A 26,041-nucleotide genomic window follows, 5' to 3' on the forward strand; every position below is an offset into this window, starting at 1 on the left:
AATCAATAATCAGGAGGCGGCAACGATCGTCTTCGGCCAGAGGGTTTGATGAGCGAGGCAACCAAACGGCAAGGGGAAACCCGCGCGCCGGTTCTGACGGCAAGAAATGTCGTCAGGCGGTTCGGCGGCCTTGTCGCGGTCAACGATGTCTCGTTTGACGTCAAGGCGGGTGAAATCCTCGGCCTGATCGGCCCCAACGGCGCCGGCAAGACAACGATGTTCGATCTGCTCGCCGGAAGCATCCTGCCGACCAGCGGCGATATCCTTCTCAACGGCACGCCTGTCTCGGGCGAAGCCGCACATCTGCGCATTGGTCGAGGCCTTGGCCGCACCTTCCAGATCCCGCGGCCGCTGCCCAATCTGACGCTGATCGAAAACATCATGCTGGCGGCACAGGGCCAGGCCGGCGAAAAGCTGCTCGCCAACTTCGTCACGCCATGGCGGGTGGCGGCGCAGGAAAAAGCCGCCAGGACAAAGGCGCTCGACCTTTTGGAACTGGTCACCCTCACCCACCTCGCGCATGAGCCGGCGCGCGTGCTTTCCGGCGGCCAGCGCAAGCTGCTCGAACTCGCCCGCGTCATGATGGCCGATCCGGCGATCATCCTGCTCGACGAACCGGCGGCGGGCGTCAACGCAACGCTGCTCGAAGTCATCATCGACCGCATCCGCGACATCAACGCGCGCGGCATCACCTTCCTCCTGATCGAGCACAACATCGACATGGTGACGCGGCTCTGTCATCGCGTCCTCGTCATGGCGAGCGGCCAGCTGCTCAGCGAAGGCACGGCCGAAGAGGTCGCCCGCGACCCGCGCGTCATCGAGGCCTATCTCGGAGGCACGGCATGAGCGAGACCGTCCTCGATGTCCGCGACCTCGAAGCCGGTTACGAGCCCGGCGTGCCGATCGTGCGCGGCGCCTCGATCACCGTCAAAAAGGGTGAGATCGTGGTCGTGCTGGGCCCCAACGGCGCCGGCAAATCGAGCTTCATCAAGGCGATCGCCGGTCTCGTCCCGATTACCGGCGGCAGGGTGTTTCTGGACGGCAAGGACATCACCGCCGCCCCTGCGCACACCATGGTGCGGCTTGGGCTGGCCTTCGTACCGCAGACCGAGAACATCTTCCCGCTGATGTCGGTCGAGGACAATTTGAAAGTTGCCTGCGGCATCCTCGAGCGGCGCGAAATCCCTGCCCGCATCGAGGAGATGTATGCCGCCTTCCCAGACCTCGTGCGCCAGCGCCGCACCGCCGCCGGCAATTTGTCGGGCGGGCAGCGGCAGATGCTCGCCGTCGCGCGGGCCCTGATCGTCCACCCCAAGGTGCTGGTGCTGGACGAGCCATCGGCCGGCCTGTCGCCGAAATTCGTCTCGATGGTGTTCGAGATGCTGGCCGGCATCCGCAAGTCCGGCGTCACCATCCTGCTGGTCGAACAGAATGCCAAGGCAGCACTCGCCATCGGCGATCGCGCCTATGTGCTGGTCGAAGGCAAGGACCGGCACGAGGGCATCGCCGCCGAACTGTGGAACGACCCGGTGGTCGCTGAACTCTATCTCGGTCAGCGCCCGCTTGGCGCAGAGAAGACGGGGCACGCCGGCAAAGGAGGCACGGCATGAGCCTGCAATTTGTCGTCGACGGATTGCTGACCGGTTCGATGATCGGCCTCGGCGCCATCGGCGTGACGCTCACCTATTCGATCCTGCGCTTCTCGAACTTTGCCCATGGTGACTTCATGGCCTGGGGCACTTACGCGACGCTGGCCGTCGTCAGCGCCATCGGCGCAACATTCGGCAAGGTGGCGCCAATCGCACCCCTGTCCTTCGGCTGGCCGCTCATTGTTGCCCTGGTCGTCGGCATGGCCTTCACCGCCCTCTTGGCGCTGCTGCTCGATAAGGTGCTGTTCGCGCGGCTGCGCTCGCAAGGCCAGGCGATCATCGTGGTGATGGCGAGCTTCGGCGCCTCGATGGCGCTGAGAAGCCTGCTCGAATTCACCTTCACCTCGCGGCCGACCTATTTCAGCCGGGCGATCCAGATCGCAATGCCGGTCGGCTTCGGCATCCGCATCACGCCCGACCAGATCGCCCTTTTGTTGCTGACCGCGGTGCTGGTGCTTGGCGTGCATCTGTTGATGACGCGCACACAGACCGGCCGCTCGATGCAGGCTTTGAGCCAAAACGCGGCGCTGGCCCGCATCGTCGGCATCGACGTCGCCAGCGTGGTGCGCGTCACCTGGGTCATTGGCGGCGCGCTGGCCTGCGTCGCCGGCGTGATGATCGGCATCCTGATGCAGATCCGCCCGTTCATGGGCTTCGACATGCTGCTGCCGATGTTCGCCGCCGCCATTCTCGGCGGCATCGGCAGCATCCCCGGCGCCGTGCTCGGCGGCCTGATCATCGGGCTGGCCGAAGCCGGTGCCGTGCAGTTGATCGGCGCCGAATGGCGCGCCGCCGTCTCCTTCATCATCCTGATGGCGGTGCTGTTCGTGCGGCCGATCGGCCTGTTTGGTGTGAGGGAACGCTGATGGACCTGCTCGGCTACGGCGCCTTCTTCCTGACCACCGCGCTGATCTTTTCGCTGGTCACACTGGGGCTCAACCTGCAATGGGGCCTGACCGGCCTGTTCAATGTCGGCCTCGCCGGCTTCGTTGCCATCGGTGCCTACACCTCCGCGCTGCTGACCACACCGGACGATGCCGCGCGGCTGGGCGGCTTTGGCCTGCCGATCCTTGTCGGCTGGCTCGGCGCCATGGTCGTCGGCGGCATCGCCGCGGCGCTTACCGGCGTGGCAACGCTGCGGCTGAGATCCGACTATCTGGCGATCACCACTTTCGGTGTCGCCGTTGTCGTGCAACTGGTCGCGCTCAATGCGCAGAAGCTGACGGGGGGCCCATTCGGCATCGGCTTCATCCCGCGACCCTTCGGCAGCCTCGCCGAGACGCCGCTGCTGTTCAACCTGTCCAACCTTGCCGTGGTTTCGGTGGTGACGCTGATCGCCTATCTCGCTCTGGAGCATCTGTCGCGCAGCCCGTGGGGACGTGTCTTGAAGGCGCTGCGGGAGGATGAGCGGGCGGCGATATCGCTGGGCAAGAGCGCGCGTTTCTATCGCGTCCAGGCCTTTGCCGTCGGCGGCGCCATCATGGCGCTGGCCGGCGCGCTGCAGGCGCATTTCACCGGCTTCATCGCGCCGGACAATTATTTACCGATCCTGACCTTCCAGGTCTGGGTGATGCTGATCGTCGGCGGCTCGGGCAGCAATCTCGGCGCCGTTATCGGCAGCATCCTGGTCTGGGCGATATGGGCCGGATCGGGCACGCTGACCAGCATCCTGTTCCCACCGGAGCAGCAGGCGCGCGCCGCCGCGCTGCAGATCGCCGCCATCGGCGTCATGCTCTGCGTCATCCTGCTGATCCGGCCGAACGGCCTGTTCGGCGACAGGCCGCGGCGGTCATGGTTCGGCAAGCGGGCGAAGGTGACCAAGAGCAACTCCGCCTCATGAATGCCGTGGTCCAGCAGGAAGCGCAGGGCGCTTCGCTCTGGCATGCGGTCAGCCGCAACCGCCGCGAGCGGCCGGCTCTGCAAGGCGGGCTCGATGTCGACCTGGCCATCGTCGGCGGCGGCTTTTCCGGCCTTTCAACCGCGCTGCACGCGGCGGGGAAAGGCCTTTCCGTCGCCGTTCTCGAAGCCGAATTCATCGCCTGCGGCGCGACCGGCAGGAATGCCGGCTTCGTCGTGCCGAACTTCGCCAAGATGGATCCGGTCGACATACTGGCCCACCTCGGACCTTCGCGCGGCGAAAGGCTGATCGATTTCGCCGCCGGCAGCGCCGATCTGGTTTTCCGCCTGATCCGCCAGCACGGCATCGACTGCGACGCGGTGCAGAACGGATGGATCCAGCCGGCGCATTCGCCTGCCGCCTTCGAGAAGGTCAAGTCACGTGCCGGGCAATGGGCACAGCGTGGCCGGCCTGCAGTCACATTGGATCGGCAGGAAATCGAGGCACTGACGGGCGTGCCAAGCTATGTCGGCGGCTGGATGGATCGTTCCGGCGGCGTGCTCAATCCGGTCGCCTATGCGCGCGGGCTCGCTGATGCAGCGGAGAAGGCCGGCGCGAAGATCTTCGAGCAGACGCGCGTCACCTCGGTTGATCGCATGGCCGATGGTTGGATGCTGAAAACGCCATCTGGCTTAGTACGCGCCGGCAAGGTGCTGATCGCCACCAACGCCTATGGCTGGTCTCTCAATCCGTCATTGCAGCGAACCTATTTCCCGCTGAAAGTCTTCCAGGTCGCGACAGCGCCATTGCCTCGTGAAGTCCGCAGCCGGTTGCTTCCCGGCGGGCAAGGTGTCGGCGACACCAGGCGCAATCTCTTCACCTTCCGCTTCGACGCCGAAAACCGGCTGATCAGCGGCGGCATGCACATCCTTGGCGCCGGTGCCGATGCGCGCGTACCGCAGACGATCTGGCGAAGGCTTGGCCGGCATCTCGGTCTGCCTGACTTGCCGCCGCTTGCCTACAGTTGGTCGGGAATGGCCGCGGTCGAACCGGATTTCCTGCCGCACCTGATCGACCTCGGGCCGAACCTGATCGCGGGTCGTGCCTGCAACGGTCGCGGCATCGCCATGACCACGGCGATGGGCAAGGTGCTGGCAGACTGGGCCTCTGGAACCGACGCCCGCGACCTGCCGCTGCCCTTTACGGCGCCGGCGCCGATCCCGTTCCATGCCGTGCTGCGGCATGCCCCCAACCTGCTGCTGGGCTGGAGCATGCTGCGCGACCGGCTGGACGGGACGAGCTAGGGTCGGCTACCTGACGGCGTCCAGGTTCGCCGACAGCACGGCGGCCGCCACGGCGATATCCTCTTCTATGAAAATCCGTACGGTGGGACCGCTGCGTTGCTCCAGTGCGGCGACAATCTTGCGATGCGCGTCGTTCGACTGCGGGACGTAGCGATCGGCCTGCATCAGCAGCTTGAGATAGGGCCCGACCCGCCCCCAGAGGTCGCGGATCATGTTGAGCAGGATCGGCGCACCGGCATGCTGGTAGATGGCGAAGTGGAATGCCTCGTTCAACGAGAGATAGGCCCTGGCGTCGCCGGCCTCGATGGCACGCTGCATGCCGGCGAGCGTCGCCTGGATGTTAACGAGCCCGCTCTCCGTCATCCGCGACGCCGCCATCTCGCCGGCCAGTCCCTCGACGGCGATGCGGATGCGCGTCAGCTCCTCGAAGGCAGGCGCGGACAGCAAGGGCACGATGACCGAGCGGTTGTTCTGCATCTCGAGCAGCCGTTCGGCGACAAGCCGCTGCAGCGCCTCGCGGATCGGTGTCGTCGAGATGCCGAACGTCTCGGCGAGCTTGCGGATGACCAGTGTCTGGCCCGGGCTGAAGCCACCGGAAATCAACTCCTGCTTGAGCGCGCCATAGGCGCGGTCATTCAGGGTCTGATGTTCGAGCTTCAGCATGCGCGGTCCGCTCCGATCACCAGTTCGACAGCGCGCGATCGAGCGTCTCAGCCAGTTGCTCGGCATTGTCCCTGGCAAACGGCAGTGGCGGCCTGATCTTCAGCACATTGCCGCGCGGACCGCAGGACGAGATCAGTACGCCGTCCTCGCGCATGGCTTCGACGACCGCCGATGTCTTGGTGGCGGCCAGCGCCTCGTCGCCATCCGCCGTCAACTCGACGCCGAAATAGAGGCCATTGTGCCTGACATCGGCGACCGCGCCATGCCGGCTCTGCAGGGTGCGCAGCAGATCAGCCGTATAGGCACCGACATTGCGCGCATTCTCGATCAGTCCTTCGCCCTCGATCACCTCCAGCACGGCGAGGCCGACGGCGGCCGCGACCGGATTGCCGCCGAATGTGTTGAAGTAGCCGGTGTTCGAACCGAAGGACGCGACAAGCTGCGGCCGCACGAGCACGGCCCCCATCGGATGCCCATCGCCGATCGGCTTGCCCATGGTGACGATATCCGGCTCGATGCCATAATTGGCGAATCCCCACATGCCCTGGCCGAGCCGGCCGAAGCCGGACTGGACCTCATCGGCAATGATGATGCCGCCGGCCTTTTTCACATGGTCCGCCGCCTCACGCATCACCGCCGCGTCGGGAAAGAAGATGCCGTCGCTGGAAAAGGCCGAGTCGAGAAGCAGCGCTGCCGGCCGGGTGTTTTTTGCGCGCATGTCCTTGATGGCAGCCGCGACATTCCTGGCGAAATCATGCGCAGCCCGGCCATGGTCGCGGAACGTGTCCGGCGCCGCCACAGTCCGGTGCTGCGCCGGCACGCCCTTTGCCCCGACCGCCGCCGGCGAAAGCTGCGCCGTTGCGATCGTGGCGCCGTGATAGGCGAAGTCGGTGATGATCACGCCGGTGCCGCCGCTGGAATGCTGGGCGATGCGGATGGCGAGGTCGTTGGCCTCGCTGCCGGTGCAGGTGAACATGGCGTGGCCGAGATGGGCCGGAACGGTGCCGAGAAGTTTCTCCGCGTAGTCGAGGATGATCTCGCTGAGATAGCGTGTGTGGGTGTTGAGCGTAGCGGCCTGCCCCGACAGCGCCTCGACGACGCGCGGATGGCAGTGCCCGACCGAGGCAACATTGTTGTAGGCGTCGAGGAACTTGCGGCCCTGTGCATCGTAGAGCCAGACACCGCTGCCTCGCACCAGATGGATGGGGTTGCGATAAAAGGCGCGGTAGGTCGGCCCGAGCAGCCTGCTGCGGCGTTCAAGCAGCGCGCGCTCCGATGCCGCGTCGGCATTTGCAGGGTAAGGCGAGGACTGGGACACGAGCATCTACTCCGGATTGGAATGGTCGAGAAAATAGCGGCTGGCATCTGCGGACGACAGGCCGTCCAGCCGTTCGAGTGAGGCCCAGACCTCGGTGGCGAGGCGCAGCACATAGTCGCGCTTGGCCGGAAAGCGCTCGGCCTGCCAGCTGGCGATGTTGACGATGAGCGCAAGGCGGGCACGGATCAGATCGAAAAGAATGCCGATCTCTTCGGCCTCCAATGGCTGCACCGATTGATAGCCGGCGACAAAGCGCGCGGCCGGCGCCAGCGGATGGCCTTGCGCCGGCCAGCGATAGACGGCGCCAATGGCCAGGTCGCAGATCAGCGGCGAATGGATCATGTCGCCGAAATCGAGAATGCCGCTGACGATCTCCGGCCGCGACGCATCCATCACCACATTGTAGGAGTTCATGTCGTTGTGGACGATCTGCGCGCGCAGCTTCGGAATGACCGGCGCCGCATGTTCCTCGAAGGAGTCGATCGCGCGTTCGACCATCGCTCGCCGGCCAACGTCAGTGATATGCGCCATCATCGGCCGTGTCTTGGCGACCTTGCGGATGTCCCAGAGCAGGTCGCTGCCGGCGGCCGGGTGGAAGAAGCCGCGCAGCGCCCGACCGAGGCGGGCGAGGAAGACGCCGAGATTGCGATCCTGCGCCGCTGACGCAGGCGAGCGCGACAGCAACTGGCCCGGCAGATAGGTGACCAGCCGGATGATGCGTGTTTCCGAACCCGCGACGCTGACCGTGAATTGCGCCTCCCCCTCAAGGCTCTTGCACACCGAGGGAACCGGCAAGGTGGGATCGACCGAAAGGATGTGGTCGAGCGCCTTGTTCTGGAAGTCGGTGAAGCCGGCCTCTTCCGCCGGATGGGAAATCTTGAGGACGAACTCGCCATCGCCGTCCGTCTGGATATGGAAGTTGTGGTCGCGCTCGCCAGGCAGCGGGCGCGCGCTGCCGGTCAGCCCGTAGTGCCGGCGCAGGATGGCAAGCGCGTCGCTCGCCGACACATCCGGTGCGTTCTCGGCGAGTGTTTCGCCGAACGCATCGGGGACGGCCGCATTCATGGCTTCGCCTCGATAGGTTCGAGGCCGCACCAGTCGGCGATGAACAGAGCGATCGTCTGGGTGACCTTGCGCACCGAGTCGAGATCGACGGCCTCGTCATAGCCATGCGGCATGCGGCAGATCGGGCCATAGACGATCGCCGGCGTGTCGGCATAGAGGCCGAAGAACCGTGCATCGGTTGTCGCCGAGGTGACGTGTTCCGTCAGCGGCTCGCCCCAGACGGCGACATGGCTGCGGCGCAGCACGGCTTCCATCTCGTCGGCGCCCTCCAGCACATAGCCCTCGGCCATGAAGCCGTTGTAGGTGAGGGTCGGCGGGCGATTGGCCAGGAACGGATCGGCGCGCGCCGCATCGGCGATGCATGCCTCGAGTTCGGCCCTGGCGTCCTCCAGCTTCTGGCCGGGATAGGTGGCGACGCGCATTTCGAAGACACAGCGCGCCGGAACGCTCGATGTCCACTCGCCGCCTTCGATCTTGCCGAGGTTGAAGCGGATCGGATGCGGATGATCGTGGAAATGCTTGTCATCGACCTTGCGCGCGTTCCAGACGATTTCGAGCTGCTTCAGTGCCTGGATGATGACGAATGCCTTTTCGATGGCGTTGGCGCCGGCCGAGAAAGCGCCCGACGCATGCTGCGGATCGCCGTCGACCTCCACCCGGAACCAGATCGGCCCGACCTGTGCGCGCATCAACCTCGGCTCCAGCGGTTCGGGAATGAAAGCGGCGTCGGCGCGGTAGCCGCGCTGCAGGCAGGCGAGCGCGCCATTGCCGGTGCACTCCTCTTCGACCACCGACTGGAGGTAGACGTTCGCGGCCGGCTGATAGCCGAGACTGCGCAACGCAGCCAGAGCATAGAGGCAGGCGGACAGGCCGGCCTTCATGTCGCCGGCGCCACGGCCATGCATCCAGCCATCCTCGATCACCGGATCGTAGGGATCGCTCACCCAGCGGTCGAGTGGCCCTGTCGGCACGACATCGATATGGCCGTTGAGGATCAGCGAGCGGCCGGTCGCGTTTCGCGGCGTGTGCGTGGCAACGACATTGAAGGCGTCATCATAAGAAACCACCACAGGTGAAAAGCCGGGCAGGTCGCGAATCGCATCGACATCCACGTGCCACATGTCGACTGCATAGCCATCAGCCTCGTAAGCAGCCGCCATGAACGATTGTGCGGCGTGTTCCTCGCCGCGCTGGGAGGGGAAGCGCACGAGGTCTTGCAGAAACGCGACCTGTTGCGCGAAGCCGTCATCGACCGCGCTGAGAATGGCCTCGTCCGCAATCCGCTCAGGCATCATATTTCACTTTCATCTGGATGGTGTATCATATCTCATATGCCATTCCTGTGAAATGCAAGAGGCATATGGGCCGAAACGTCAGGCCAGAGCTTGCCGTTCGATGCCGCCACGCCGCTGGGGAGTTGGCATCGGATGCAGCAAGCCGATACTGCTGTCTGGACAGACATGACGAGGAATGCGTTGACCAGCGAAGACACGATGCCGGCCGAAATCACCGATCTCGCCACTGGCTACCGGCGCCTGCCGGCGGGCAAGCTCGCCAATGCGGTGACCTGGATGGAGGCGCGCGCGCCGCAGCCCGGTCTCGCGCAACCCCTGGCGATGACCCGGATCACCACGCCCGACTGCGCTTCCTATCGGGCGGTCTTCCTCGAGATCGGCGCGCCCTGGCTGTGGGATCGCGTTTCCGAAATGTCCGATGCCGAGATCGCGGCGCATTTTGCCGACCCGCGCCAGCATCTCTACCACGGCCATGACGAAACCGGCGCCCATCTCGGCATGGTCGAATTTTTCGTCGCCGACAGCAACGAGATCGAGATCACCTATTTCGGCCTGTTTCCGTCCTTGACTGGGCGCGGTTTCGGCAAGCGGCTGATGGCTGGCGCACTGGATCTCGCATGGCGCCTCGACCCGGGCCGCATCTGGTTGCATACGAGTAGCTTCGATCATCACAGCGTCATCGGTTTTTACAGTGCCTGCGGGTTTGTGCCCTTCGCGACCGGATTTGAGATTGTCGACGATCCCCGGATCAAGGGTACCTTGCCGCGCGATGCCGCACCGCAGATTCCCCTGATCGAAGCGGAGTGGAGCAATGGCAAGGGAGCCTCGCTCTCCCCGGAGAACCGACAGGTTGCGCGGACCTAGATGAGAACAGCTCCACAATCCGTCAGCCAAACGTCGCCGCACCATCGACGATGGGTGCGCCGCGAGACCATTCTGTCGACGCTTGAGCGCCATATCGACACGCGCATCGTGCTGTTTGCCGCGCCGGCCGGCTTCGGCAAATCGACGACGATGGCGCAATGGGCTGCGGAAGTCGCGCGTCACGGCCGGCTGACCGCATGGCTGTCCTGCGAGATAACAGACAATGACGAGGGCGCCTTCCTGTCGCATCTGGTGGGCGCGCTACGCCATCTGGTCCAGAGCCCGGCAGAACTCGATCTTGCCTTCCAGTCGAGCCCCATCCCGCAGCTCGATGTCGTGCTCGCGGCACTTGTTCCGGGCCTCGCGGCGCGAGAGGCTGACATCACCCTGTTCTTCGACGACTACCATGCCATCGAGGCGACGACGGTGAGGCGGTTCATGGAGCGCCTGACCCGGCAGGCGCCGGCAAACGTCGCCTTCGTCATCGGCTCGCGCAGCCTGCCAGACCTGCAGCTTGGCAAGCTCAGGGTGCTGGGCGACGTTTTCGAAATCGGCCCCGACGATCTGCGTTTCGCCTCGTCCGAAGCCGAGGCGTTCTTCAACGAGAAACTGGGCCTGAGCGTCAGCAGCGGCACGGTGGAAACCTTGTGCTCGCGCACCGAAGGGTGGGCCGCCGGCCTGCAACTGGCCTCGCTGTCGCTAAGTGCCGCGAATGCACCAGAAACCGTCATCGGCAATTTTACCGGCGCCAACCGCAACGTCGCCGACTTCCTGATGGGCGAAGTGTTCCTGGAATTGCCGCCGGCAATCGCGAAGTTCCTGCTCTACAGCTCGATCTTCGAACGCTTCAGCGCCGAGGCCTGTCGGGCGGTGATGCGGGCGCCGGATGCCGAGGCGGCGATCACGGAGATCGAGACCCGCAACCTGTTCCTCGTGCCGCTCGATGAAGAACGGCGCTGGTTCCGCTATCATCATCTGTTCCGCGATTTCCTCAGCCGCGAAATGGAACGGCGCGAACCGGAGATGATCGCGCCGCTGCATCTGGCGGCCGCCGAATGGTTCGGCGAGCGCAAGATGCTGACCGAGGCGATCGGGCACGCACTGGCCGCCGGCGACCAGGCCCGTGCGGCGGTGTTCGTCGAAAACAACGCGCTCGACCTCATCGCCCAGTGCCAGCTTCTTTACGTGCGCCAGTTGCTGGCACTGCTGCCGAGAAAATTGATCGACCAGCGCATCCGGCTGCAGCTCGTCGTGCTGTGGCTGGCGGTGCACAGCAGCCAACCCGAGATTGCCCAACAGACGCTGAGCAATGCGCGCAAGCTGGTCGAGACCGGGCCGACCGACAGCCATGACCCAGGCACCATGACCGGAACCACGATCGAGGCCGAGCTCGTGGTTCTCGCCGCTGCCGTCCACAGCACGCTGGAGCAGTTCGATCAGGCGCGCGACACAGCCCTTGCGGCCCTGCGCGTCATCGCGCCCGATGCCTGGTTCATGGAGGGCGCGACCGCCAACGTCATTGGCTACAATCTCTATGCGCTGGGCGACCTCGAAGGCGCGCGCGCCGCGATCGATGCGGCGCGACGGGCGCATGAACGAAGCGGCAGCCTGCTCGGCGTCACCATCGCCAATTGCTACATGGCCGTTGTCGAGCGTTCGGCGGGCCGCCTGCCCGCCGCCGAGCGGCTGCTGCGCAACGCCATCATCGAGGCCAGGGCGCGGATCGGTGCAAACTCCTATGCCGAGGCCCTGGCCGGAACGCTACTTGCCGAGCTTGCCTACGAGACCAATGCGTCGGGCGAGGCGCTGACGCTGGTCGAGAATCTCGGACCGCAGATCGAAGGCGCGGCGGTCATCGTCTATCCCTTGGCCAGCGTGCCGACTTATGCCCGCGTGCTGCAGCTGACCGGTCGCACCGAAGCGGCGCTGGATATGCTGGAGCGCGTCTATCAACGCGTGCGCGGCACGGTGTATCGCCGCCTGGCATCGATGATCATGCATGATCGCATACGTGTGCTGCTCGACCAGAACCGTAATGCCGAGGCGCGCGCGCTGCTGGCCGAGCATCGTGAGGAAGAGACCGAGGCTTCGATGGTCATCACCACCGCCAACGAGTTCGAGTTCTTCGCCGAGGGCCGCTTGCTGACCGCCGAGAAATCCTATGCCGATGCCGCGCGGGTTTTCGACGCGCTGCTGGAGCGAACGAGAACCAGCGGGCGCATGCGCCGCCATATATTGGCGCTGATCCTGCGCGCCAAGGCAGCCAGCGCTGCCCACGATCAACGCGAGGCCGACCGCACTCTGCTCGACGCGCTGCGCCTCGCACAACCCTCTGGCTTCATCCGTTCCTTCGTCGACGAGGGAAGGTCTGTCGTCGAAGGGTTGATGCGGCTGCGTGCGGCTCAAGCGAAGACCGATCCCGCGCTGTCAGCCTATGCGACGCGCATCATCGATGCCGCGCAGACAATACCCGTGGCGACACGCAAGCTGGCCGCACCAGCCGCTGAGAAGGAACAGCTCACCCAGCGCGAGGCCGAGTTGCTGCGCTATCTCGCCGAGGGCATGTCCAATCGCGATATCGCCTTGGCGCTGTCGGTGAGCGAAACTACGGTGAAATGGCATCTGAAGAACATTTTCGGCAAGCTGGCGGTGACCAATCGGGTCCAGGCGGTGCGCGCGGCGCAAGGGTCCGCAGGCGCCCATACCCCTCCGAAAGGAGGGGCATAGATAACAGGCACAACCCCTCTTTCGGGTCGGGCCACATGATCGTTAGCCTGCTAGCGTCACCTGGTTTTCAGAGGACGCTGCGCATGGCGACAGGCTACGTTTTTCACGAACAGCTGATGTGGCATGACACCGGCTCCAGCGCCGACATGATGCCGCCCGGCCGTTTCGTGGAACCCGGCCGCCATCTGGAATCGCCCGGCTCGAAGCGCCGGCTGAACAATTTGATCCAGGTCAGTGGCCTGTCGCGCCATCTGGTGCCGATCATCCCCGAGCCGGTCTCGGTCGAAGACCTGCTGCGCGTGCACACGCAACGCCATGTCGACGACATCCGCATGCTCAGCGAGCGCGGCTCCGGTTTCGCCGGGCCACAGGCGCCGATCGGTCTCAACAGTTTCGACATCGCGCTGCTGTCGGCCGGCACCACCTATGCCGCCATGCGCGCCGTGCTGACCGGCCGCGTCGACAATGCCTACGCGCTGGCGCGGCCGCCGGGACACCATGCCGAACCCGACCAGGCGATGGGCAACTGCCTGTTCTCCAACATCGGCGTCTCCGTGCGCCGGCTGCAGCATGAAGGCCTGCTTGGCCGCGCGGCGATAGTCGACTGGGATGTGCATCACGGCAACGGCACCGAGACGGTGTTCTATTCCGACCCGTCGGTGCTGACCATTTCCGTGCATCAGGACAATCTCTATCCGACCGGGCGCGGTGCGCTGGCCGACAACGGCAAAGATGCTGGCGAAGGCTACAACATCAACATCCCGTTGCCGGCCGGTAGCGGGACCGGCGCCTATGAAGCGACCTTCGACCGCGTCGTCGCCCCGGCGCTGCGCGCCTACAGGCCAGATCTCGTCATCGTCGCCTCCGGCTTCGATGCGTCCGGCTTCGATCCGCTCGGCCGCATGATGCTCAACAGCGAATGCTTCCGGCGGCTCGCCGCGCGCATGGTGGCGTTGGCCGCCGAGACCTCGCAGGGGCGTCTGATCATGACCCATGAGGGCGGCTACTCCGAAGGCTATGTGCCGTTCTGCGGCCATGCCGTCATCGAGACGCTGGCCAATCATCGCACCGAAGTGGTCGACCCGCTGTCGGAGCATATCGACGAATGGGCCGGGCAGGATCTGCAGCCGCACCAGGCCGCGGTGATCGATGCCGCAGAGGGGCTGCTCGCCGGCCTGCGGCAACGCCTCGCCAGCGCGGCCTGACGCGATGGATTTTCTCATCACCACGCTCCTCAATGCGCTAACCCTGATCAGCATCCTGATGCTGGTCGGGCTCGGGCTGGCGATCAGCTTCGGGCTGATGAACGTCACCAATTTGGCGCATGGCGAGTTCGTCACCGTCGGCGCCTTTGCGGTCTATTTCGTCCAGAGCATGGGTGGCTCTTTCTGGCTGGGGCTGGCCGCGGCGCCCGTCGCCGGCGCGGTGGTCGGCTCCATCCTCGAATTCGCCATCATCCGCCATCTCTATTCCAGGCCGGTCTCGACGGTGCTTGCCACCTGGGGCGTCAGCCTGATCCTGCAGCAAGGGCTGGAACTGACCTTCGGCCTCGGCGCCAAGCCGGTGACGCCGCCGATCGAAGGCACGCTCGATCTCTTCTTCACCGTCTACCCAGCCTACCGGCTTATCCTGATCGGCATCGCCATGCTGACCCTGCTCGGCGTCATCCTGCTGATCAGCCGCACCTCCTTCGGGCTCGACATCCGCACCGTCATCCAGAACCGCGAAATGGCCGAGGGCGTCGGCATCAACACGCGGCGCACCTACGCCATCGCCTTCACCTTCGGCGCGGCCATCGCCGGTCTTGCCGGCGGACTGGTCGCGCCGCTGGCGATCGTGCTGCCGCAGATGGGGGTGAACTATCTCGCCAACGCCTTCTTCGTCGTCATTGTCGGCGGCGTCGGCTCGATCGGCGGCCTTGTCGCCGGCAGCGTCTTCGTCGGCGGGCTGACCAGCATCCTCAACTACCAGATATCGCCGTCGCTGGCGCAGGCGATCGTGCTGCTGGCGGCCATCGTCGCTGTCCGTCTGCGGCCCAACGGCCTGTTCAACGGGGCATCGCGATGATCGCCCGTGACCGCAACTGGCTGCTGATCTTTGCCGTCTGCGTGGCGCTCGCGGTCGTCTATCCCCTCTTCGCCGACGGCTATCAGCTGACGGTGATCCGCGATGCGCTGATCTTCGGCCTGTTCGCCGCAAGCCTCGACTTCTTCTGGGGCCGCACCGGAATCCTGTGTTTCGGCCACGCCGCCTTTTTCGGCATCGGCGGCTACATCATGGCGCTGATCACGCTCAACGACGCTATCCCGTTCGCCAGCCTGCTCGGCCTTGCCGGCGCGGTCACTGGTGCTGCTTTCGTCGCCGCGATCATCGGCTACTTCCTGTTCTTTGGCGGCATCCGTGGCAGCTACTTCACCATCGTCACGCTGGCCATGGGCGTCATCTGCCAGCAGGCCGCCGTCTCCTGGAGCTCGGTCACCGGCGGCGACAGCGGCCTGATCGGCATCCCGCCGATCGCGTTCGATCTTGGCGGGCTGCATGTCGATCTGAGCCAGGACCTGCCCAGCTACATCTTCGTCTCGGCCATCGTCGCGGTGACCGTGCTGGCGCTGTGGTCGATCAGCCGTGGCCGCTGGGGCACGGTGCTGACCGCCATCCAGGACAATGAAGTCCGGGCGGCAGCGCTCGGCCACAATGCGCCGTTGCGGCTGCTCGTGACCTTCGTCCTGTCGGCGGCGATCGCCGGACTTGCCGGCGCGCTCTATGTCTGCATGGCAGGGCTGGTGGCGCCCGATCTGTCCGGACTGCTGCTGTCGACGGAAGTCATCGTCTGGGTGGCGGTCGGCGGGCGCGGCACGCTGCTTGGGCCGGTGCTCGGCGCCATCTTCATCCAGCGCGCGCAGCAGACGATCAGCAGCTTCAACCCGAGCCTGTGGCCGCTATTGCTCGGCTGCGTCTTCGTCATCATCGTCTTCGTCCTGCCGGACGGCATCCTGTCGATCTACGCGCGGCTGAAAGGCCTGTTCAAAGGCGGGAGCCGCGCGCAATGAGCGACATCCTGCTCCAGGCCGAAAATGTCGGCATCCGCTTTGGCGGGCTGCAGGCGCTGGAAGCCTTGAACCTCACCGTGCGCGACAAGGAACTTTGCTGCATCATCGGGCCGAACGGCGCCGGCAAGAGCACCTTCCTTAATGTGCTGACCGGCACGCTGCGCCCGACCAGCGGCAGCGTGCGCTTCCTCGGCCACGACATAGCCGGCCTGCCGCTGCATCGCATCGCCCGGCTCGGCATCGCCCGCAAGTTCCAGATCCCGTCCGTCTTCCCGAACCTCTCGGTGGAAGACAATCTGAAGGTCGCTCGGTGGGGCGCGCCCTCGCCTGTGCGCCCGATTGGCGAATTGCTGGAACTGGTCGCGCTGACCAAACGCGCCGCCACGCTGGCGGGCGAACTCGCGCACGGCCAGAAGCAATGGCTGGAGATCGGCATGGCGCTGGCGATCGAACCGAGGCTTCTCTTGCTGGACGAGCCGACCGCCGGCATGACGCCGCAGGAAACGCTGGCGACGGCTGAGATGCTGTTGCGGCTCAAGGGCGAGTTCTCGATCGTCGCGGTCGAGCACGACATCCGCTTCGTGCGGGCGCTGAACTGCGAGACGCTGGTGCTGCATCAGGGACGCCGGCTGCGCAGCGGTCCTTTCCATGACATCGAGACCGACGAGATGGTCCGCGATGTCTATCTGGGGAGGCGCTGACCATGCTGCGGACACTTGCCGTCTCGGCCGGCTACGGCCTGCTCCCGGTGCTGAACGGCATCGACCTCAGCGTCGCGCCCGGCGAAGTCGTCGGCTTGCTCGGCCGCAACGGCGCCGGCAAGACGACGCTGCTGCGCGTCATCGCCGGGGCCTTGCGGGCTAGCGGTGGTGCGGTGGTTCTCGGCGATCAGGACCTTACCAATGCGCCGGCCTACCGCCGCGCGCGGGCAGGCATCGCGCATGTGCCGCAGGGCCGCGGCATCTTCAACCAACTGACGGTGCGGCAGAACCTGGAAGTCGGCACCCGTGCCGCCAAAGACCGTGGCGACGGCGGCGTTCCAGCCGACATCTTCGGTTATTTTCCGATCCTGCGCGAACGCGAAGCGCAGGTCGCCGGCACGCTTTCGGGCGGCCAGCAGCAGATGCTGGCGATCGGCCGCGCATTGTGCGGCCTGCCGTCGGTGCTGCTGCTCGACGAGCCCTCGGAAGGCATCCAGCCGAACATCGTACAGTCGATCGCCGAGCTGGTGCCGCGCATCGCCCGCGAGCGCGGCATCGCGATTGTTCTTGTCGAGCAGAATCTCGATTTGGTTCTCAAGGCATCGGACCGCTGCCTGGTGATGGAGAAGGGCAGGATCGTCCATGAAGGCACGCCGGAGGCGTTCGCCGACGAGACCCTGCTGAAGGACCTGTTGGCTTTGTAAGGCGTGCATGGGGCGCGCCTGGGACTGGAAGGGAACACAACAATGATAAGCAGAAGAACTGTTTTGACATCAGGTGGCGCTGCCGCCGCTTTCGCCATGGTTGGCGCGCCGTCGATCCTGCGCGCCGCCGACACCGTCAAGGTCGGCCTGTCGATCCCGATCACCGGGCTGCAGGCGATCCTCGGCGAGACGCTGCTGAATTGCTACAAGCTCGCCGCCGCCGAGCTCAACGCCGCCAACGGTATTGGCGGGCGCCAGGTCGAGCTCATCGTCGAAGACAACCAGACCACGACCAAGGGCTCCATCGACAAGGCGCGCAAGCTTATCAACGAAGACAAGGTCGACGTGATCATGGGCACGATCATTTCGCCCGAGCGGAGTGCTACGCTGTCGGTGACCTCGAAGGCCAAGAAGCTGTTCTTCTACCCGACCAATTTCGAAGGCGGCGAATGCAATCGCTACTTCGTCGCCACTGGCCCGATCCCGATGCAGCAGGTCGATCCGATGATGCCGTGGGTGGCCGAGACCCTCGGCAAGACCATCTATGTCATGGCCTCGGACTATGCCTGGCCGCAGAAGATGACCGAGGCGATCACGGCGGCCTATGAAAAGGCCGGAGGCAAGATCATCGGCGCCGATTACTATCCGTTCGGAACCACCGATTTCGGTCCGGCCTTCCAGAAGATCAAGTCGCTGAAGCCCGATGTCGTCTGGTCGATGGTGGTCGGCAACGACGCCGTCACCCAGCTCAAGCAGTATCGCAGCTTCGACATCAAGCAGCCGCTGATCGCGCCGCTCGACGAGGTCTTCAACAAGGACGCGTTGCCGCCCGGCGTGGCGGCCGAGACCTACGCACCGCAGCCCTACTGGATGGCGCTCGACAACCCGGTCAACAAGAAGTTCATCTCGAGCTTCCGTGAGAAGTTCGGCCAGGAGAAGATGGTCAACGGCATCGGCGAGGCCGGCTACAACGGCCTGCATCTCTACGCGCTGGCCGCCGAAAAGGCCGGATCGCTGAAGGACGACGATGTGCTGGCCGCACTGCCGACGATCGAGTTCGACGCGCCGCAAGGCAAGATCCGGGTCGACGCCACCAACAACCACACGCTGTGCCATTCCTATGTCGGCAAGGCGGCGGCCGACGGCATCGGCTATGAGATCGTCAAGGATTTCGGCACCATCGCCCCGGTAACACCCTACTGCAAGGTCTAGGGGCTTCGGCACCAGTTCCAGGCAATCCTGACGGCGGCATTGTTGCCGCCGTCAGGATGCCTGGGGCGCTGGGAGCCGCTCGCGCAACTCATCGACAAGCACCCTGATGTTCTCGGAATAATCGATGGGCACGACGACGAGATGCACGCCACCGCCGGTGAAGGCCTGTTCCAGCGCTGGCCGCAATTCGGCGATCGCGCCAACTCTGGTCCCCTTGGCGCCATAGGCCTCGGCGTATTTCACGAAGTCGGGATTGCCGAAGGTCATGCCGAAATCCGGAAACTCGTCGACCGCCTGCTTCCAGCGTATCATGCCGTAGGCGTGGTCCTCGAGCAGCAAGACGACGAGATTGAGCTTGAGCCTGACGGCGGTCTCCAATTCCTGGCTGTTCATCATGAAGCCGCCATCGCCGCAGATGGCCATGACACGGCGCTGCGGATAGAGCAGTGCCGCCATCATCGCCGACGGCAGGCCCGCGCCCATGGTGGCCAGCGCATTGTCGAGCAGGATCGTGTTTGCCATGCGGGTCCGGTAGTTGCGCGCGAACCAGATCTTGTACATGCCGTTGTCGAGGGCGAGGATCCCGTCGGCCGGCATCACGGCGCGCACGTCATGCACGATGCGCTGCGGGGTGAAGCGATCTTCGGTGGCGCGCGCGGCGATCCTGTTCAAAATACCTTCACGCAGCGGCAGCAAAGCCTGCGCATTGGGGATGTTGCCCTCGATGCGGTCCGCCAGCAGCTTGAGCGAAGGGCCGAGGTCGCCGACAATCTCGGCTTGCGGGAAATAGACCTGCTCGACATCAGCTGACTGGTAACCGACATGGATGACCTTCGGTCCGTTGGCGCCCATGATGAAGGGCGGTTTCTCGACCGTGTCGTGGCCGATGGTGATGATCAGATCGGCCTGCTCTATGGCCTCGTGCACATAGTCGCGCTCCGAAAGTGCCGCCGTTCCCATGTAGAGCTCGGTTCCGCCAGGCACGGTGCCTTTGCCCATCTGCGTGGTGAAGTAGGGAATTTGCGTGCGCAACACGAACTGCGCGAGATCGGAGGTCGAGCGCGGCCGCGACGCCGCCGCGCCGAACATCAACAGCGGACGCTTGGCTTCCATGATCATACGGGCGGCGCGATCAAGCGCGCCCGGGCTGGCCAGCGGCAGTTCGACCGGGTGCGTCGGTACGAGCGCGACCGCTTCGCAGTCTGCCGCTGCGATGTCTTCCGGCAGCTCCAGATGCACGGGGCCTGGACGCTCTTCCTGGGCGACGCGAAAGGCCTCGCGCACCAGCGACGGGATCATCTTCGGCGAGACGATCTGGCGCGACAGCTTGGTCAGCGGCTTCATCGCCGCGACGATGTCGACGATCTGGAAGCGCGCCTGCCGGGATGACAGGATGCCCTTCTGGCCGGTGATCATGATCATCGGCATCGCTCCGAGCAGCGCATAGGCCGAACCGGTCGAAAGATTGAGCGCGCCTGGCCCAAGCGTGGTGATGCACACACCCGGCTTGCCGGTGAGCCTGCCATAGGTGGCGGCCATGAAGGCGGCTGCCTGCTCGTGGCGGGTCAGGATCAGCTGGATCGAGGAGCGGCGGATGGATTCGACGATATCAAGATTTTCTTCGCCCGGAATGCCGAAAATCCGTTCGACCCCTTCGTTCTCGAGGGCCGCGACGAACAAATCCGAACCTTTGGTCATGACCACCTCTCCTGCAACATTCCGTCGGCCACCTTCATATGGCATCGGAACGCGACGCCTCAAAGAGGCGTCTTCAGCCGCAGGTCAGAGCCGCGTATTGCAGCTCGCCGCTTTCGGCGATGCGAAAAGCTCCTTCGGCGCGGACCACTGGCTGAGCGGCGCGCCGCGGGTGCCGGTGATCAGAGATCGCAGTTCCGACAGATAGGTCTGCACGAAGAACGAGGTCTGGCTTTCCAGCGGCGTGTAGGGTCCCGGCCGGTAGGCGCGCGACATGATGCCGTCGGCATTGTCCTCGGTGATCTTCTTGTCCTGCACCGTAGTGACGTCCCACATCCAGCTGATCGCATCGGCGTCGATGTCGCCGTCGGCATCCTTGTCGACAAGCCAGGTCAGGATGACATCGGTTTCCGTGGCGTTGCGCGGTATCATCTGGAACAGCGTGACATAGTCATTGGCAGCACTTGCAAACGACAGGCGCCCGAGGCGGAAGCCGCTTTCGCCGCCATCATAGGCGTGACGACCGCCCATCAGGCACGAGACCCCCTCACCCGTATTGGACAGCGTGTTGCGGCCGGAGCCGATCGGCTTGCGGTGCATGGCAAACGGCATCGTGTCGAGGTCGCCGGCCTGCCACGCGCCCTTGTGGAACTCGGCATCGCCGATGACGCTGTGCCAGGCCTCGATTTCGTTCTGCCACTCGACCGCCTTGTCGGCGTCGCGGGTCGCGGTCACTTTGACATGGCCGTTGACGCGGTAATATTCGGGATGAGCCGGCCGGCAGTGATAGCATTCGAGGAAGTTCTCGAGCACCAGCTTCCAGTTCGCCCTGGTCAGATAATTCTTGCGCGCGACGATGCGCGCACGGTCGAGGCCGTTTTCGCGCAAGCCGCCCGTCAGCCCGTCCGCGACAGGCTGGATGTCGGGCAGCGAATTGGCATCGAGGCCGCAGAACACGAGCCCGCCGAAACTCTTGCAGGGCACGCGATGCAGTCCCAGTGTTTCCGGATCGACGCTTGCCGGTAGATCCTGCCGTGACTTCAGTTCGCCGGTCAGCCTGAACGACCAGGCATGATAGGGGCAGACCAGAAGCTTGCCGCGACCGTCCTTGGCGCAGAGCCGCGAGCCGCGATGGGTGCAGACATTGTAGTAGGCCGCGATGTCGTCCTCGGCGTCACCGAAGCGCACGACGATGATCTCCTCGTCGAACAGCTGGCGCACGATGTAGCGGCCCTTTTCAGGCACCTCGCTGGCATGGGCGACAAGCATCCATTGGCGGGGAAACCACAAGTCCCGTTCCAGTGCGAAGATCGCCGGGTCCGCATAGAAGGCCTGTTCCAGCGACCAGTCCGGACGTTGCCGGTCGATCAGCCTGACGGTCTCGCTTCTGTCGATAGGCTGGCTGTTCGGTGTGTAGGCCTGCACGGCAAACACCTTTCTGCTCGCTGGCGTTAGGATGATGTTTCGATAGAGTGTGCGATGCGGAAAGGCTTGCGGCAAATACAGAAATGGTAGACCTTCATATCGAAAAGGCATGAAGGTAGATACAGGTCCGGATCGTGAAAACCCTCAAGACATCGCTTCCCTTGCTGAACGCAATGGTCGTCTTCGAGGCAGCCGCCAGGCATGGCGGGCTGACGCTGGCCGCGCAGGAGCTCAACATCGCACAATCGGCGGTCAGCAGGCATGTCGCCAATCTCGAGCGCCAGCTGTCGGTCGAGCTGTTCACGCGAAAAGGCAACCGCGTCGCTGTCACCGGGGCCGGCAACACGCTGGCCGAAGCGATCCGCGAGGGTCTCAGCACCATCAGGCAAGCGGTCGAGGATTTGACCGCGCACGACAGCGATACATTCGTGGTCGGCTGCAGCCACGACTTGGCGCAGGCATGGCTGATGCCGCGCTTCGGCCTCATCACATCGCAAATTGCCGATGGCCGGGTGCTGCTGCAGACATCCACCGACTACAGGGATTTCGACCAGCCTGAAGTGGCATTGTCGATCCGTTTCGGCGAAGCCGGGCAATGGCCCGAGTTCGTAACCGAAAGACTGCTCGACGGTGAATGGTTCCCGGTCTGCGCGCCGGCGTTCCTGGCGCGATATCCGGCGCTCGCCTCGGAAGAGCCCGAGGCTTTCATGGCCGTGCCGCTGCTGCATCAGGTGACGCCGCCGGGCGCGATCGACAGTTGGCAATCGTGGATCGGAACCGACCGGAAACTCGATGGACCTCGGTTCACCAGCTACATGTCGATGATGCACGAAACCATCGCCGGGCGCGGCGCGGCACTCGCCTGGGCGGGGTTTGCCGACGAGCATCTGCGTCGCGGCCAGCTCGTCCGGCTGGCTAAGACCTCGCGTCGCCACGCCGGCTCCTTCCACATCGTCATGAGGAAGAATGCCGGCCCGGTGGTCAGGGCGGTGGCGCAGGCGCTGCTGGCCAGCGTCGGCGACAGCTGACAAGTCAGCGTCTGGGACAGCTCCGATCAGGCCTCGCGGCCAAATCGCGACGCCTCATGACGCGCGCCCCAGGCCGGCATGGCGGCTTCGATCTCGGCTTCCGATTTGAAGGCATCGGATGCGTAGCGGTCGACACGAAACCGCTCGGCGGAAACGAACGGGGTCTGCCCGAGGACCAATTCGCAGGAGAGCCGGCCAAGACCCGGTCCATGGGTGACGCCGCTCTCATTGTCGCCGCCGACAACCACAACGTTGTCGCTGCCAGGGACCTTGCCGACGACAAGGCCGTTGTCAGGGGTGTAGCACGGCACACCTTGCGCCCAGCTCGCGATCGTCGAACCGCGCAGCGGCGGGAACACCGTCTGCAGCTCGGCAAGCTCCTGCTCGGAGGTCTCCTGCATCAGCTCGAGATTGTGCGGCTGGCCGGGTTCGATTTCGCTGTCGTTCGTCTTGTACAGGGGTTTGTAGTGCCGGCCGGTTCCCCACATGACAGCGCCGAACGTTTCGCGCAGCCACAGCCGCAACTCACGGCACTGGACGGTGGGAATGGTCGACGGCAGGCCGCGATCGTCGGTGACGATGCGCGTCGCGACGACGCGCAGCAGCGGCAACTGCCAGCCAAGGCCTGATATGACCTGGTTGTTCCAGGCGCCGGCGGCAACGATGACACCGTCAGCCTCAAGGCTGCCCTGGTCGGTCTCGATCGTCACCCGGTCGCCGGCATCACGGACGGCCGTGACGCGTGTGCTGCTGCGGAAGATGCCACCGAGCTCGCTGATCTGGCCGGTCAGCACCCCCATCGCCAGCTTGGTGTCGAGCTGGATGCCATGCGGATTGTAGGCTGCCGAATGGACCCGCGCCGGATCGATGAGACCCTGCATCTTCTGCCCGATCCGCGCGGCGTTCAGGTCCTGCATTTCCGGCGGCGCATAGGGAGAGTCCAGCACCGGGCGGACAAAACGCTCGCGCCCGTCCTCGGTCAGCGCCATGATCAAGGTGCCGTTCGGCCGATAACCGATCTCGACGCCGACCTCGTGCAGCCGGCGATAGAAATCGAGGCCATATTGCTGCAGCTGAAGGCCTTCTTCGCCAAGCGGAATCATGCCGGCGGACCAATGGGAGACGAAGCCCGCACCGGCGCTGGTGGTTGCAGCGCCCGGCTGACCCGCATCGATGACGGTCACCTGGCGCACACCGGACCGCAGCAGATGGAAAGCCGCGCTGCAGCCGATGATACCGCCGCCGATCACGGCGATATGCTTGTTATCACCCCTGCCATGGCTGCCGTTTGAACTCATCCCTGGTCTCCCTTTGCTGATGATCCGGCCGCACCGGCTGAACCGACATGCCTTTCCAGCCACCACAGAATGCGGGCGGCGCTGTCGATATATTCGGGGTAGCCACGCAGGCTGTGTCCGGCATTCGGATAGATGACGAGCGCGCTCGGCGCCCCCGATCTCAGCGCCGCGAAATGGCATTCCTCGGCCTGGCCGGGCGGTGTGCTCTTGTCGATGGCGCCGGCCATGATCAATGTCGGCACGATCTTCTTCTGTTTGTGGAAGGCAGGGCTTCGCGAAAAATAGTCGCCACCGGATTCCCACGGCGATGTCGTCAGCATGATCTCGTCGAATTCGGGGATCTGCGATGTCCGGTGCTGGCTATACCAGTCGCCGACCGGAGAGATCGGTATCGCCGCTGCGAAACGGTCACTTTGCGACGGCAGCCATGCCGACATGAAGCCGCCATAGCTGGTACCCGTCACGGCGACGCACGCGGGATCCACCAGGCCCCGCTCGATCAACGCGTCGACGCCACTAATGATATCCTGCGCGTCGGCGCCGCCCATGTCGCCCTTCACCGCGCGGGCAAAATCGTCGCCACGCCCGGCGCTGCCTCTGGGGTTCGGGAAGAGCACCGTCCAGCCGCGGCTGGCGAGAATGGCGCCGGCGCGCGACCGGCCAAGCCAGCGGTTGCGGTGCGCGGAGACCGGGCCGCCATGGACATCGACCAGCAGCGGCGTCGGGCCGGCGACCGCCCGTGGCCGCACCAGCCAACCCTGGATCTTCAGCCCGTCCGGCGCCGTCCATTCGATCGGCTCGATCGTGCCGCACGGTGCCGTGGCGCCGGCGGCACCTTGTGCTGCCAGCGAGGCCAGTTCGACAATCGTGCCGTCGGTCGCTTCGGCCAGGAACGGCGCGCGCGACCAGGATTCGGCGATGAACAGCGAGCCCTTGTCACCGATCGGACTGGACGCGGGCACCCACTCGCCATGGGTGAGTTCACGCGACGCCCAATGTTGCGTGGCAACCGACCGCCCAAGCGAGAAATCTCCGCTTGCCGTCTCGGCACCGCGCGCGCCGGCGAAATGGATCGTCGTCGTCGAGCGCCATTCGATCGACGTCACATCGATGCCCAGCGTGTCCGCCATCGCAACGTCGCCCGTCGTCACGTCGAGAATGGAAAGCAGGCCCGAAACCAGTCCGCGATCGCTGCAGAAGGCCTGCACGAACGCGACCTTGTCGCCGCTCGGGTTGCCTCTGACACAGCCGATCTGGTCCCGCGGCGTGTGAACGATCCGTGCCTCACCCGAGCCGGCATCGACCAATGCCAGCCGCGCCCTGTACCAGCTGCCTTCGCTGTGATCGTCACTGACCAGTGCCGCGATGCTGTCCTTGCCGGACCAGCTTGCTTCCCAGACATTCAACGGCGGCGCCGTGAGCTGGCGCGCAGCGCCCTCAAGATCCCATATCCACAGGGTGCGCCACAAATCCTCGCCTTCACCGAGCCGCACCTCGGGCAGCCAGGCCTCGGCTTCAGCGGGCTGCTTCTGGGCATAGCCGCCATGGATGCCGGCAAGGTCTGCGGCAGCGCCGGCAACCACGAGAAGAAGGCTTTTGCCGTCCGGCGACCAGTCGATCTGCTCGATGCGCCCACGCAAGGCGACGCTCGCGACAACGGCGCCGCCTGATCTCGTCTCGATCAGGTCCGTTGCGGGACCGTCACCCTGGCAGGCGAATGCCAGCAGTCTGCCGTCGGGCGACAAGCGGATCTGGCGCGCTTCCCTGTCGCTGAGGCGCTTGATCGCGCCACTGCCGCGCTCGACCTGGTAGAGCCTGCTGCTGGTTCCGCCCTCGATCGGTCCTTCGAAACTCTGGCCGAGAAAATAAAGCTGTCCAGCACCCTGATGACCACACAGCGAGCGGCCGCTGAAGACATGTCCGGGTGCGCCCAGAAGATCGCTGTAGAACCTGTGGACGGCTTCGAATTCCACTGACGAGCGAAAATCCCGTTGCATCGGATACCCTCACAAGGATGCGTTCAGGACCCGTCGCGCATCCATTCGCTGGAGCCGCGCCGCATTGTCCAAATGGCAGCGACGGCGACCATACAGGCTCATTCCGGACTGTCTAGACACATGTGTCTGTGGCCTGATACTTGATGCGCACTGCATCTGGATCACACGTCCGGAACGCCGCCTGATCCGGCCTTCCGTCGTATTGGTGT

The 26,041-nt window shown here is 64.8% G+C and carries 22 protein-coding genes; 14 read left to right on the plus strand and 8 right to left on the minus strand.

The genetic code is table 11. The annotated features are described in order from the left end of the window. Nucleotides 1-48: 48 nt before the first annotated feature. The 5 genes from ACZ89F_RS20890 to ACZ89F_RS20910 are packed head-to-tail and all read left to right on the plus strand — an operon-like array spanning nt 49 to nt 4,790. A complete protein-coding gene (locus tag ACZ89F_RS20890) occupies nt 49-846 on the plus strand; it encodes an ABC transporter ATP-binding protein (protein WP_476093885.1) in 798 nt (265 codons plus the stop codon). Continuing rightward, nucleotides 843-1,610: a branched-chain amino acid ABC transporter ATP-binding protein gene (locus tag ACZ89F_RS20895; protein WP_476093886.1), complete on the plus strand. Its 768-nt coding sequence runs from the start codon at nt 843-845 to the stop codon at nt 1,608-1,610. Before ACZ89F_RS20890 ends, ACZ89F_RS20895 begins: the two co-directional genes overlap by 4 nt. Further along, on the plus strand, nt 1,607-2,515 hold the full coding sequence (locus tag ACZ89F_RS20900; protein ID WP_476093887.1) for a branched-chain amino acid ABC transporter permease: 909 nt from the start codon (nt 1,607-1,609) through the stop codon (nt 2,513-2,515). Before ACZ89F_RS20895 ends, ACZ89F_RS20900 begins: the two co-directional genes overlap by 4 nt. Further along, nucleotides 2,512-3,489, plus strand: coding sequence for a branched-chain amino acid ABC transporter permease (locus ACZ89F_RS20905; protein ID WP_476097324.1), 978 nt, complete (start codon nt 2,512-2,514; stop codon nt 3,487-3,489). The genes ACZ89F_RS20900 and ACZ89F_RS20905 overlap by 4 nt, the downstream gene beginning before the upstream one ends. Beyond that, entirely contained in the window at nt 3,486-4,790 is a 1,305-nt protein-coding gene (locus ACZ89F_RS20910; RefSeq protein WP_476093888.1) for an NAD(P)/FAD-dependent oxidoreductase, read from the plus strand. The genes ACZ89F_RS20905 and ACZ89F_RS20910 overlap by 4 nt, the downstream gene beginning before the upstream one ends. A 6-nt stretch (nt 4,791-4,796) precedes the next feature. On the opposite strand, the gene ACZ89F_RS20915 is transcribed toward ACZ89F_RS20910, so the two are convergent. From ACZ89F_RS20915 to ACZ89F_RS20930, 4 genes are read right to left on the minus strand one after another with little or no spacing between them, the layout of a single operon-like run. Beyond that, a complete protein-coding gene (locus ACZ89F_RS20915; RefSeq protein ID WP_476093889.1) occupies nt 4,797-5,453 on the minus strand; it encodes a GntR family transcriptional regulator in 657 nt (218 codons plus the stop codon). 16 nt (nt 5,454-5,469) lie between these two features. Next, nucleotides 5,470-6,777 carry an aspartate aminotransferase family protein gene (locus ACZ89F_RS20920; protein ID WP_476093890.1) on the minus strand — a complete coding sequence of 436 codons (1,308 nt, stop codon included), beginning with the start codon at nt 6,775-6,777 and terminating at the stop codon, nt 5,470-5,472. Continuing rightward, complete coding sequence (locus ACZ89F_RS20925) at nt 6,778-7,836, minus strand: phosphotransferase (protein WP_476093891.1); 1,059 nt, start codon at nt 7,834-7,836, stop codon at nt 6,778-6,780. Continuing rightward, nucleotides 7,833-9,128, minus strand: a complete 1,296-nt coding sequence (locus ACZ89F_RS20930) for an ArgE/DapE family deacylase (protein ID WP_476093892.1) — start codon at nt 9,126-9,128, stop codon at nt 7,833-7,835. Before ACZ89F_RS20930 ends, ACZ89F_RS20925 begins: the two co-directional genes overlap by 4 nt. A 183-nt stretch (nt 9,129-9,311) precedes the next feature. Here ACZ89F_RS20930 and ACZ89F_RS20935 point away from each other — a divergent pair, with 183 nt between their 5' ends. The 8 genes from ACZ89F_RS20935 (at nt 9,312) to ACZ89F_RS20970 (ending at nt 18,389) form a co-directional block, all read left to right on the plus strand. Continuing rightward, on the plus strand, nt 9,312-9,995 hold the full coding sequence (locus ACZ89F_RS20935) for a GNAT family N-acetyltransferase (protein ID WP_476093893.1): 684 nt from the start codon (nt 9,312-9,314) through the stop codon (nt 9,993-9,995). Beyond that, nucleotides 9,996-12,722 (plus strand): winged helix-turn-helix domain-containing protein, encoded by a 2,727-nt coding sequence (locus ACZ89F_RS20940; protein ID WP_476093894.1) that lies wholly within the window; start codon nt 9,996-9,998, stop codon nt 12,720-12,722. An 83-nt stretch (nt 12,723-12,805) separates the two neighbouring features. After that, nucleotides 12,806-13,927: a class II histone deacetylase gene (locus tag ACZ89F_RS20945; protein ID WP_476093895.1), complete on the plus strand. Its 1,122-nt coding sequence runs from the start codon at nt 12,806-12,808 to the stop codon at nt 13,925-13,927. A gap of 4 nt (nt 13,928-13,931) precedes the next feature. After that, nucleotides 13,932-14,789: an urea ABC transporter permease subunit UrtB gene (urtB, locus tag ACZ89F_RS20950; RefSeq protein WP_476093896.1), complete on the plus strand. Its 858-nt coding sequence runs from the start codon at nt 13,932-13,934 to the stop codon at nt 14,787-14,789. Then, nucleotides 14,786-15,772: a branched-chain amino acid ABC transporter permease gene (locus ACZ89F_RS20955; protein WP_476093897.1), complete on the plus strand. Its 987-nt coding sequence runs from the start codon at nt 14,786-14,788 to the stop codon at nt 15,770-15,772. The genes urtB and ACZ89F_RS20955 overlap by 4 nt, the downstream gene beginning before the upstream one ends. Then, complete coding sequence (locus tag ACZ89F_RS20960; RefSeq protein WP_476093898.1) at nt 15,769-16,473, plus strand: ATP-binding cassette domain-containing protein; 705 nt, start codon at nt 15,769-15,771, stop codon at nt 16,471-16,473. Before ACZ89F_RS20955 ends, ACZ89F_RS20960 begins: the two co-directional genes overlap by 4 nt. Nucleotides 16,474-16,475: 2 nt before the next feature. Beyond that, nucleotides 16,476-17,177 (plus strand): ABC transporter ATP-binding protein, encoded by a 702-nt coding sequence (locus tag ACZ89F_RS20965; protein WP_476093899.1) that lies wholly within the window; start codon nt 16,476-16,478, stop codon nt 17,175-17,177. Nucleotides 17,178-17,219: 42 nt separating this feature from the next. Then, complete coding sequence (locus ACZ89F_RS20970; RefSeq protein WP_476093900.1) at nt 17,220-18,389, plus strand: substrate-binding protein; 1,170 nt, start codon at nt 17,220-17,222, stop codon at nt 18,387-18,389. 51 nt (nt 18,390-18,440) lie between these two features. Here the strand turns inward: ACZ89F_RS20970 and ACZ89F_RS20975 are convergent, their stop codons facing one another. After that, nucleotides 18,441-20,087 carry an acetolactate synthase large subunit gene (locus ACZ89F_RS20975; RefSeq protein WP_476093901.1) on the minus strand — a complete coding sequence of 549 codons (1,647 nt, stop codon included), beginning with the start codon at nt 20,085-20,087 and terminating at the stop codon, nt 18,441-18,443. Nucleotides 20,088-20,171: 84 nt separating this feature from the next. After that, entirely contained in the window at nt 20,172-21,509 is a 1,338-nt protein-coding gene (locus tag ACZ89F_RS20980) for an aromatic ring-hydroxylating oxygenase subunit alpha (RefSeq protein ID WP_476093902.1), read from the minus strand. A gap of 134 nt (nt 21,510-21,643) precedes the next feature. On the opposite strand from ACZ89F_RS20980, the gene ACZ89F_RS20985 reads away from it, so the two are divergent. Next, complete coding sequence (locus ACZ89F_RS20985) at nt 21,644-22,537, plus strand: LysR family transcriptional regulator (protein ID WP_476093903.1); 894 nt, start codon at nt 21,644-21,646, stop codon at nt 22,535-22,537. A gap of 26 nt (nt 22,538-22,563) precedes the next feature. Here ACZ89F_RS20985 and ACZ89F_RS20990 read toward each other — a convergent pair whose 3' ends face one another. Further along, nucleotides 22,564-23,835 carry an NAD(P)/FAD-dependent oxidoreductase gene (locus tag ACZ89F_RS20990; protein WP_476093904.1) on the minus strand — a complete coding sequence of 424 codons (1,272 nt, stop codon included), beginning with the start codon at nt 23,833-23,835 and terminating at the stop codon, nt 22,564-22,566. After that, on the minus strand, nt 23,832-25,808 hold the full coding sequence (locus tag ACZ89F_RS20995; protein ID WP_476093905.1) for a S9 family peptidase: 1,977 nt from the start codon (nt 25,806-25,808) through the stop codon (nt 23,832-23,834). The genes ACZ89F_RS20990 and ACZ89F_RS20995 overlap by 4 nt, the downstream gene beginning before the upstream one ends. Nucleotides 25,809-26,041 lie beyond the last annotated feature (233 nt).

It is taken from the genome of Mesorhizobium sp. USDA 3734 (assembly GCF_056279665.1).

What these genes read in the sequence shown, in the direction of transcription:
- ACZ89F_RS20900 (WP_476093887.1), top strand. Translation starts at nt 1,607, where the DNA reads ATGAGCCTGCAATTTGTCGTCGACGGATTGCTGACCGGTTCGATGATC.
- ACZ89F_RS20910 (WP_476093888.1), top strand. Translation starts at nt 3,486, where the DNA reads ATGAATGCCGTGGTCCAGCAGGAAGCGCAGGGCGCTTCGCTCTGGCAT.
- ACZ89F_RS20890 (WP_476093885.1), top strand. Translation starts at nt 49, where the DNA reads ATGAGCGAGGCAACCAAACGGCAAGGGGAAACCCGCGCGCCGGTTCTG.
- ACZ89F_RS20990 (WP_476093904.1), bottom strand. Translation starts at nt 23,835, where the DNA reads ATGAGTTCAAACGGCAGCCATGGCAGGGGTGATAACAAGCATATCGCC.
- ACZ89F_RS20945 (WP_476093895.1), top strand. Translation starts at nt 12,806, where the DNA reads ATGGCGACAGGCTACGTTTTTCACGAACAGCTGATGTGGCATGACACC.
- ACZ89F_RS20960 (WP_476093898.1), top strand. Translation starts at nt 15,769, where the DNA reads ATGAGCGACATCCTGCTCCAGGCCGAAAATGTCGGCATCCGCTTTGGC.
- ACZ89F_RS20975 (WP_476093901.1), bottom strand. Translation starts at nt 20,087, where the DNA reads ATGACCAAAGGTTCGGATTTGTTCGTCGCGGCCCTCGAGAACGAAGGG.
- ACZ89F_RS20940 (WP_476093894.1), top strand. Translation starts at nt 9,996, where the DNA reads ATGAGAACAGCTCCACAATCCGTCAGCCAAACGTCGCCGCACCATCGA.
- ACZ89F_RS20965 (WP_476093899.1), top strand. Translation starts at nt 16,476, where the DNA reads ATGCTGCGGACACTTGCCGTCTCGGCCGGCTACGGCCTGCTCCCGGTG.
- ACZ89F_RS20920 (WP_476093890.1), bottom strand. Translation starts at nt 6,777, where the DNA reads ATGCTCGTGTCCCAGTCCTCGCCTTACCCTGCAAATGCCGACGCGGCA.
- ACZ89F_RS20895 (WP_476093886.1), top strand. Translation starts at nt 843, where the DNA reads ATGAGCGAGACCGTCCTCGATGTCCGCGACCTCGAAGCCGGTTACGAG.
- ACZ89F_RS20955 (WP_476093897.1), top strand. Translation starts at nt 14,786, where the DNA reads ATGATCGCCCGTGACCGCAACTGGCTGCTGATCTTTGCCGTCTGCGTG.
- urtB (WP_476093896.1), top strand. Translation starts at nt 13,932, where the DNA reads ATGGATTTTCTCATCACCACGCTCCTCAATGCGCTAACCCTGATCAGC.
- ACZ89F_RS20925 (WP_476093891.1), bottom strand. Translation starts at nt 7,836, where the DNA reads ATGAATGCGGCCGTCCCCGATGCGTTCGGCGAAACACTCGCCGAGAAC.
- ACZ89F_RS20915 (WP_476093889.1), bottom strand. Translation starts at nt 5,453, where the DNA reads ATGCTGAAGCTCGAACATCAGACCCTGAATGACCGCGCCTATGGCGCG.
- ACZ89F_RS20970 (WP_476093900.1), top strand. Translation starts at nt 17,220, where the DNA reads ATGATAAGCAGAAGAACTGTTTTGACATCAGGTGGCGCTGCCGCCGCT.
- ACZ89F_RS20930 (WP_476093892.1), bottom strand. Translation starts at nt 9,128, where the DNA reads ATGCCTGAGCGGATTGCGGACGAGGCCATTCTCAGCGCGGTCGATGAC.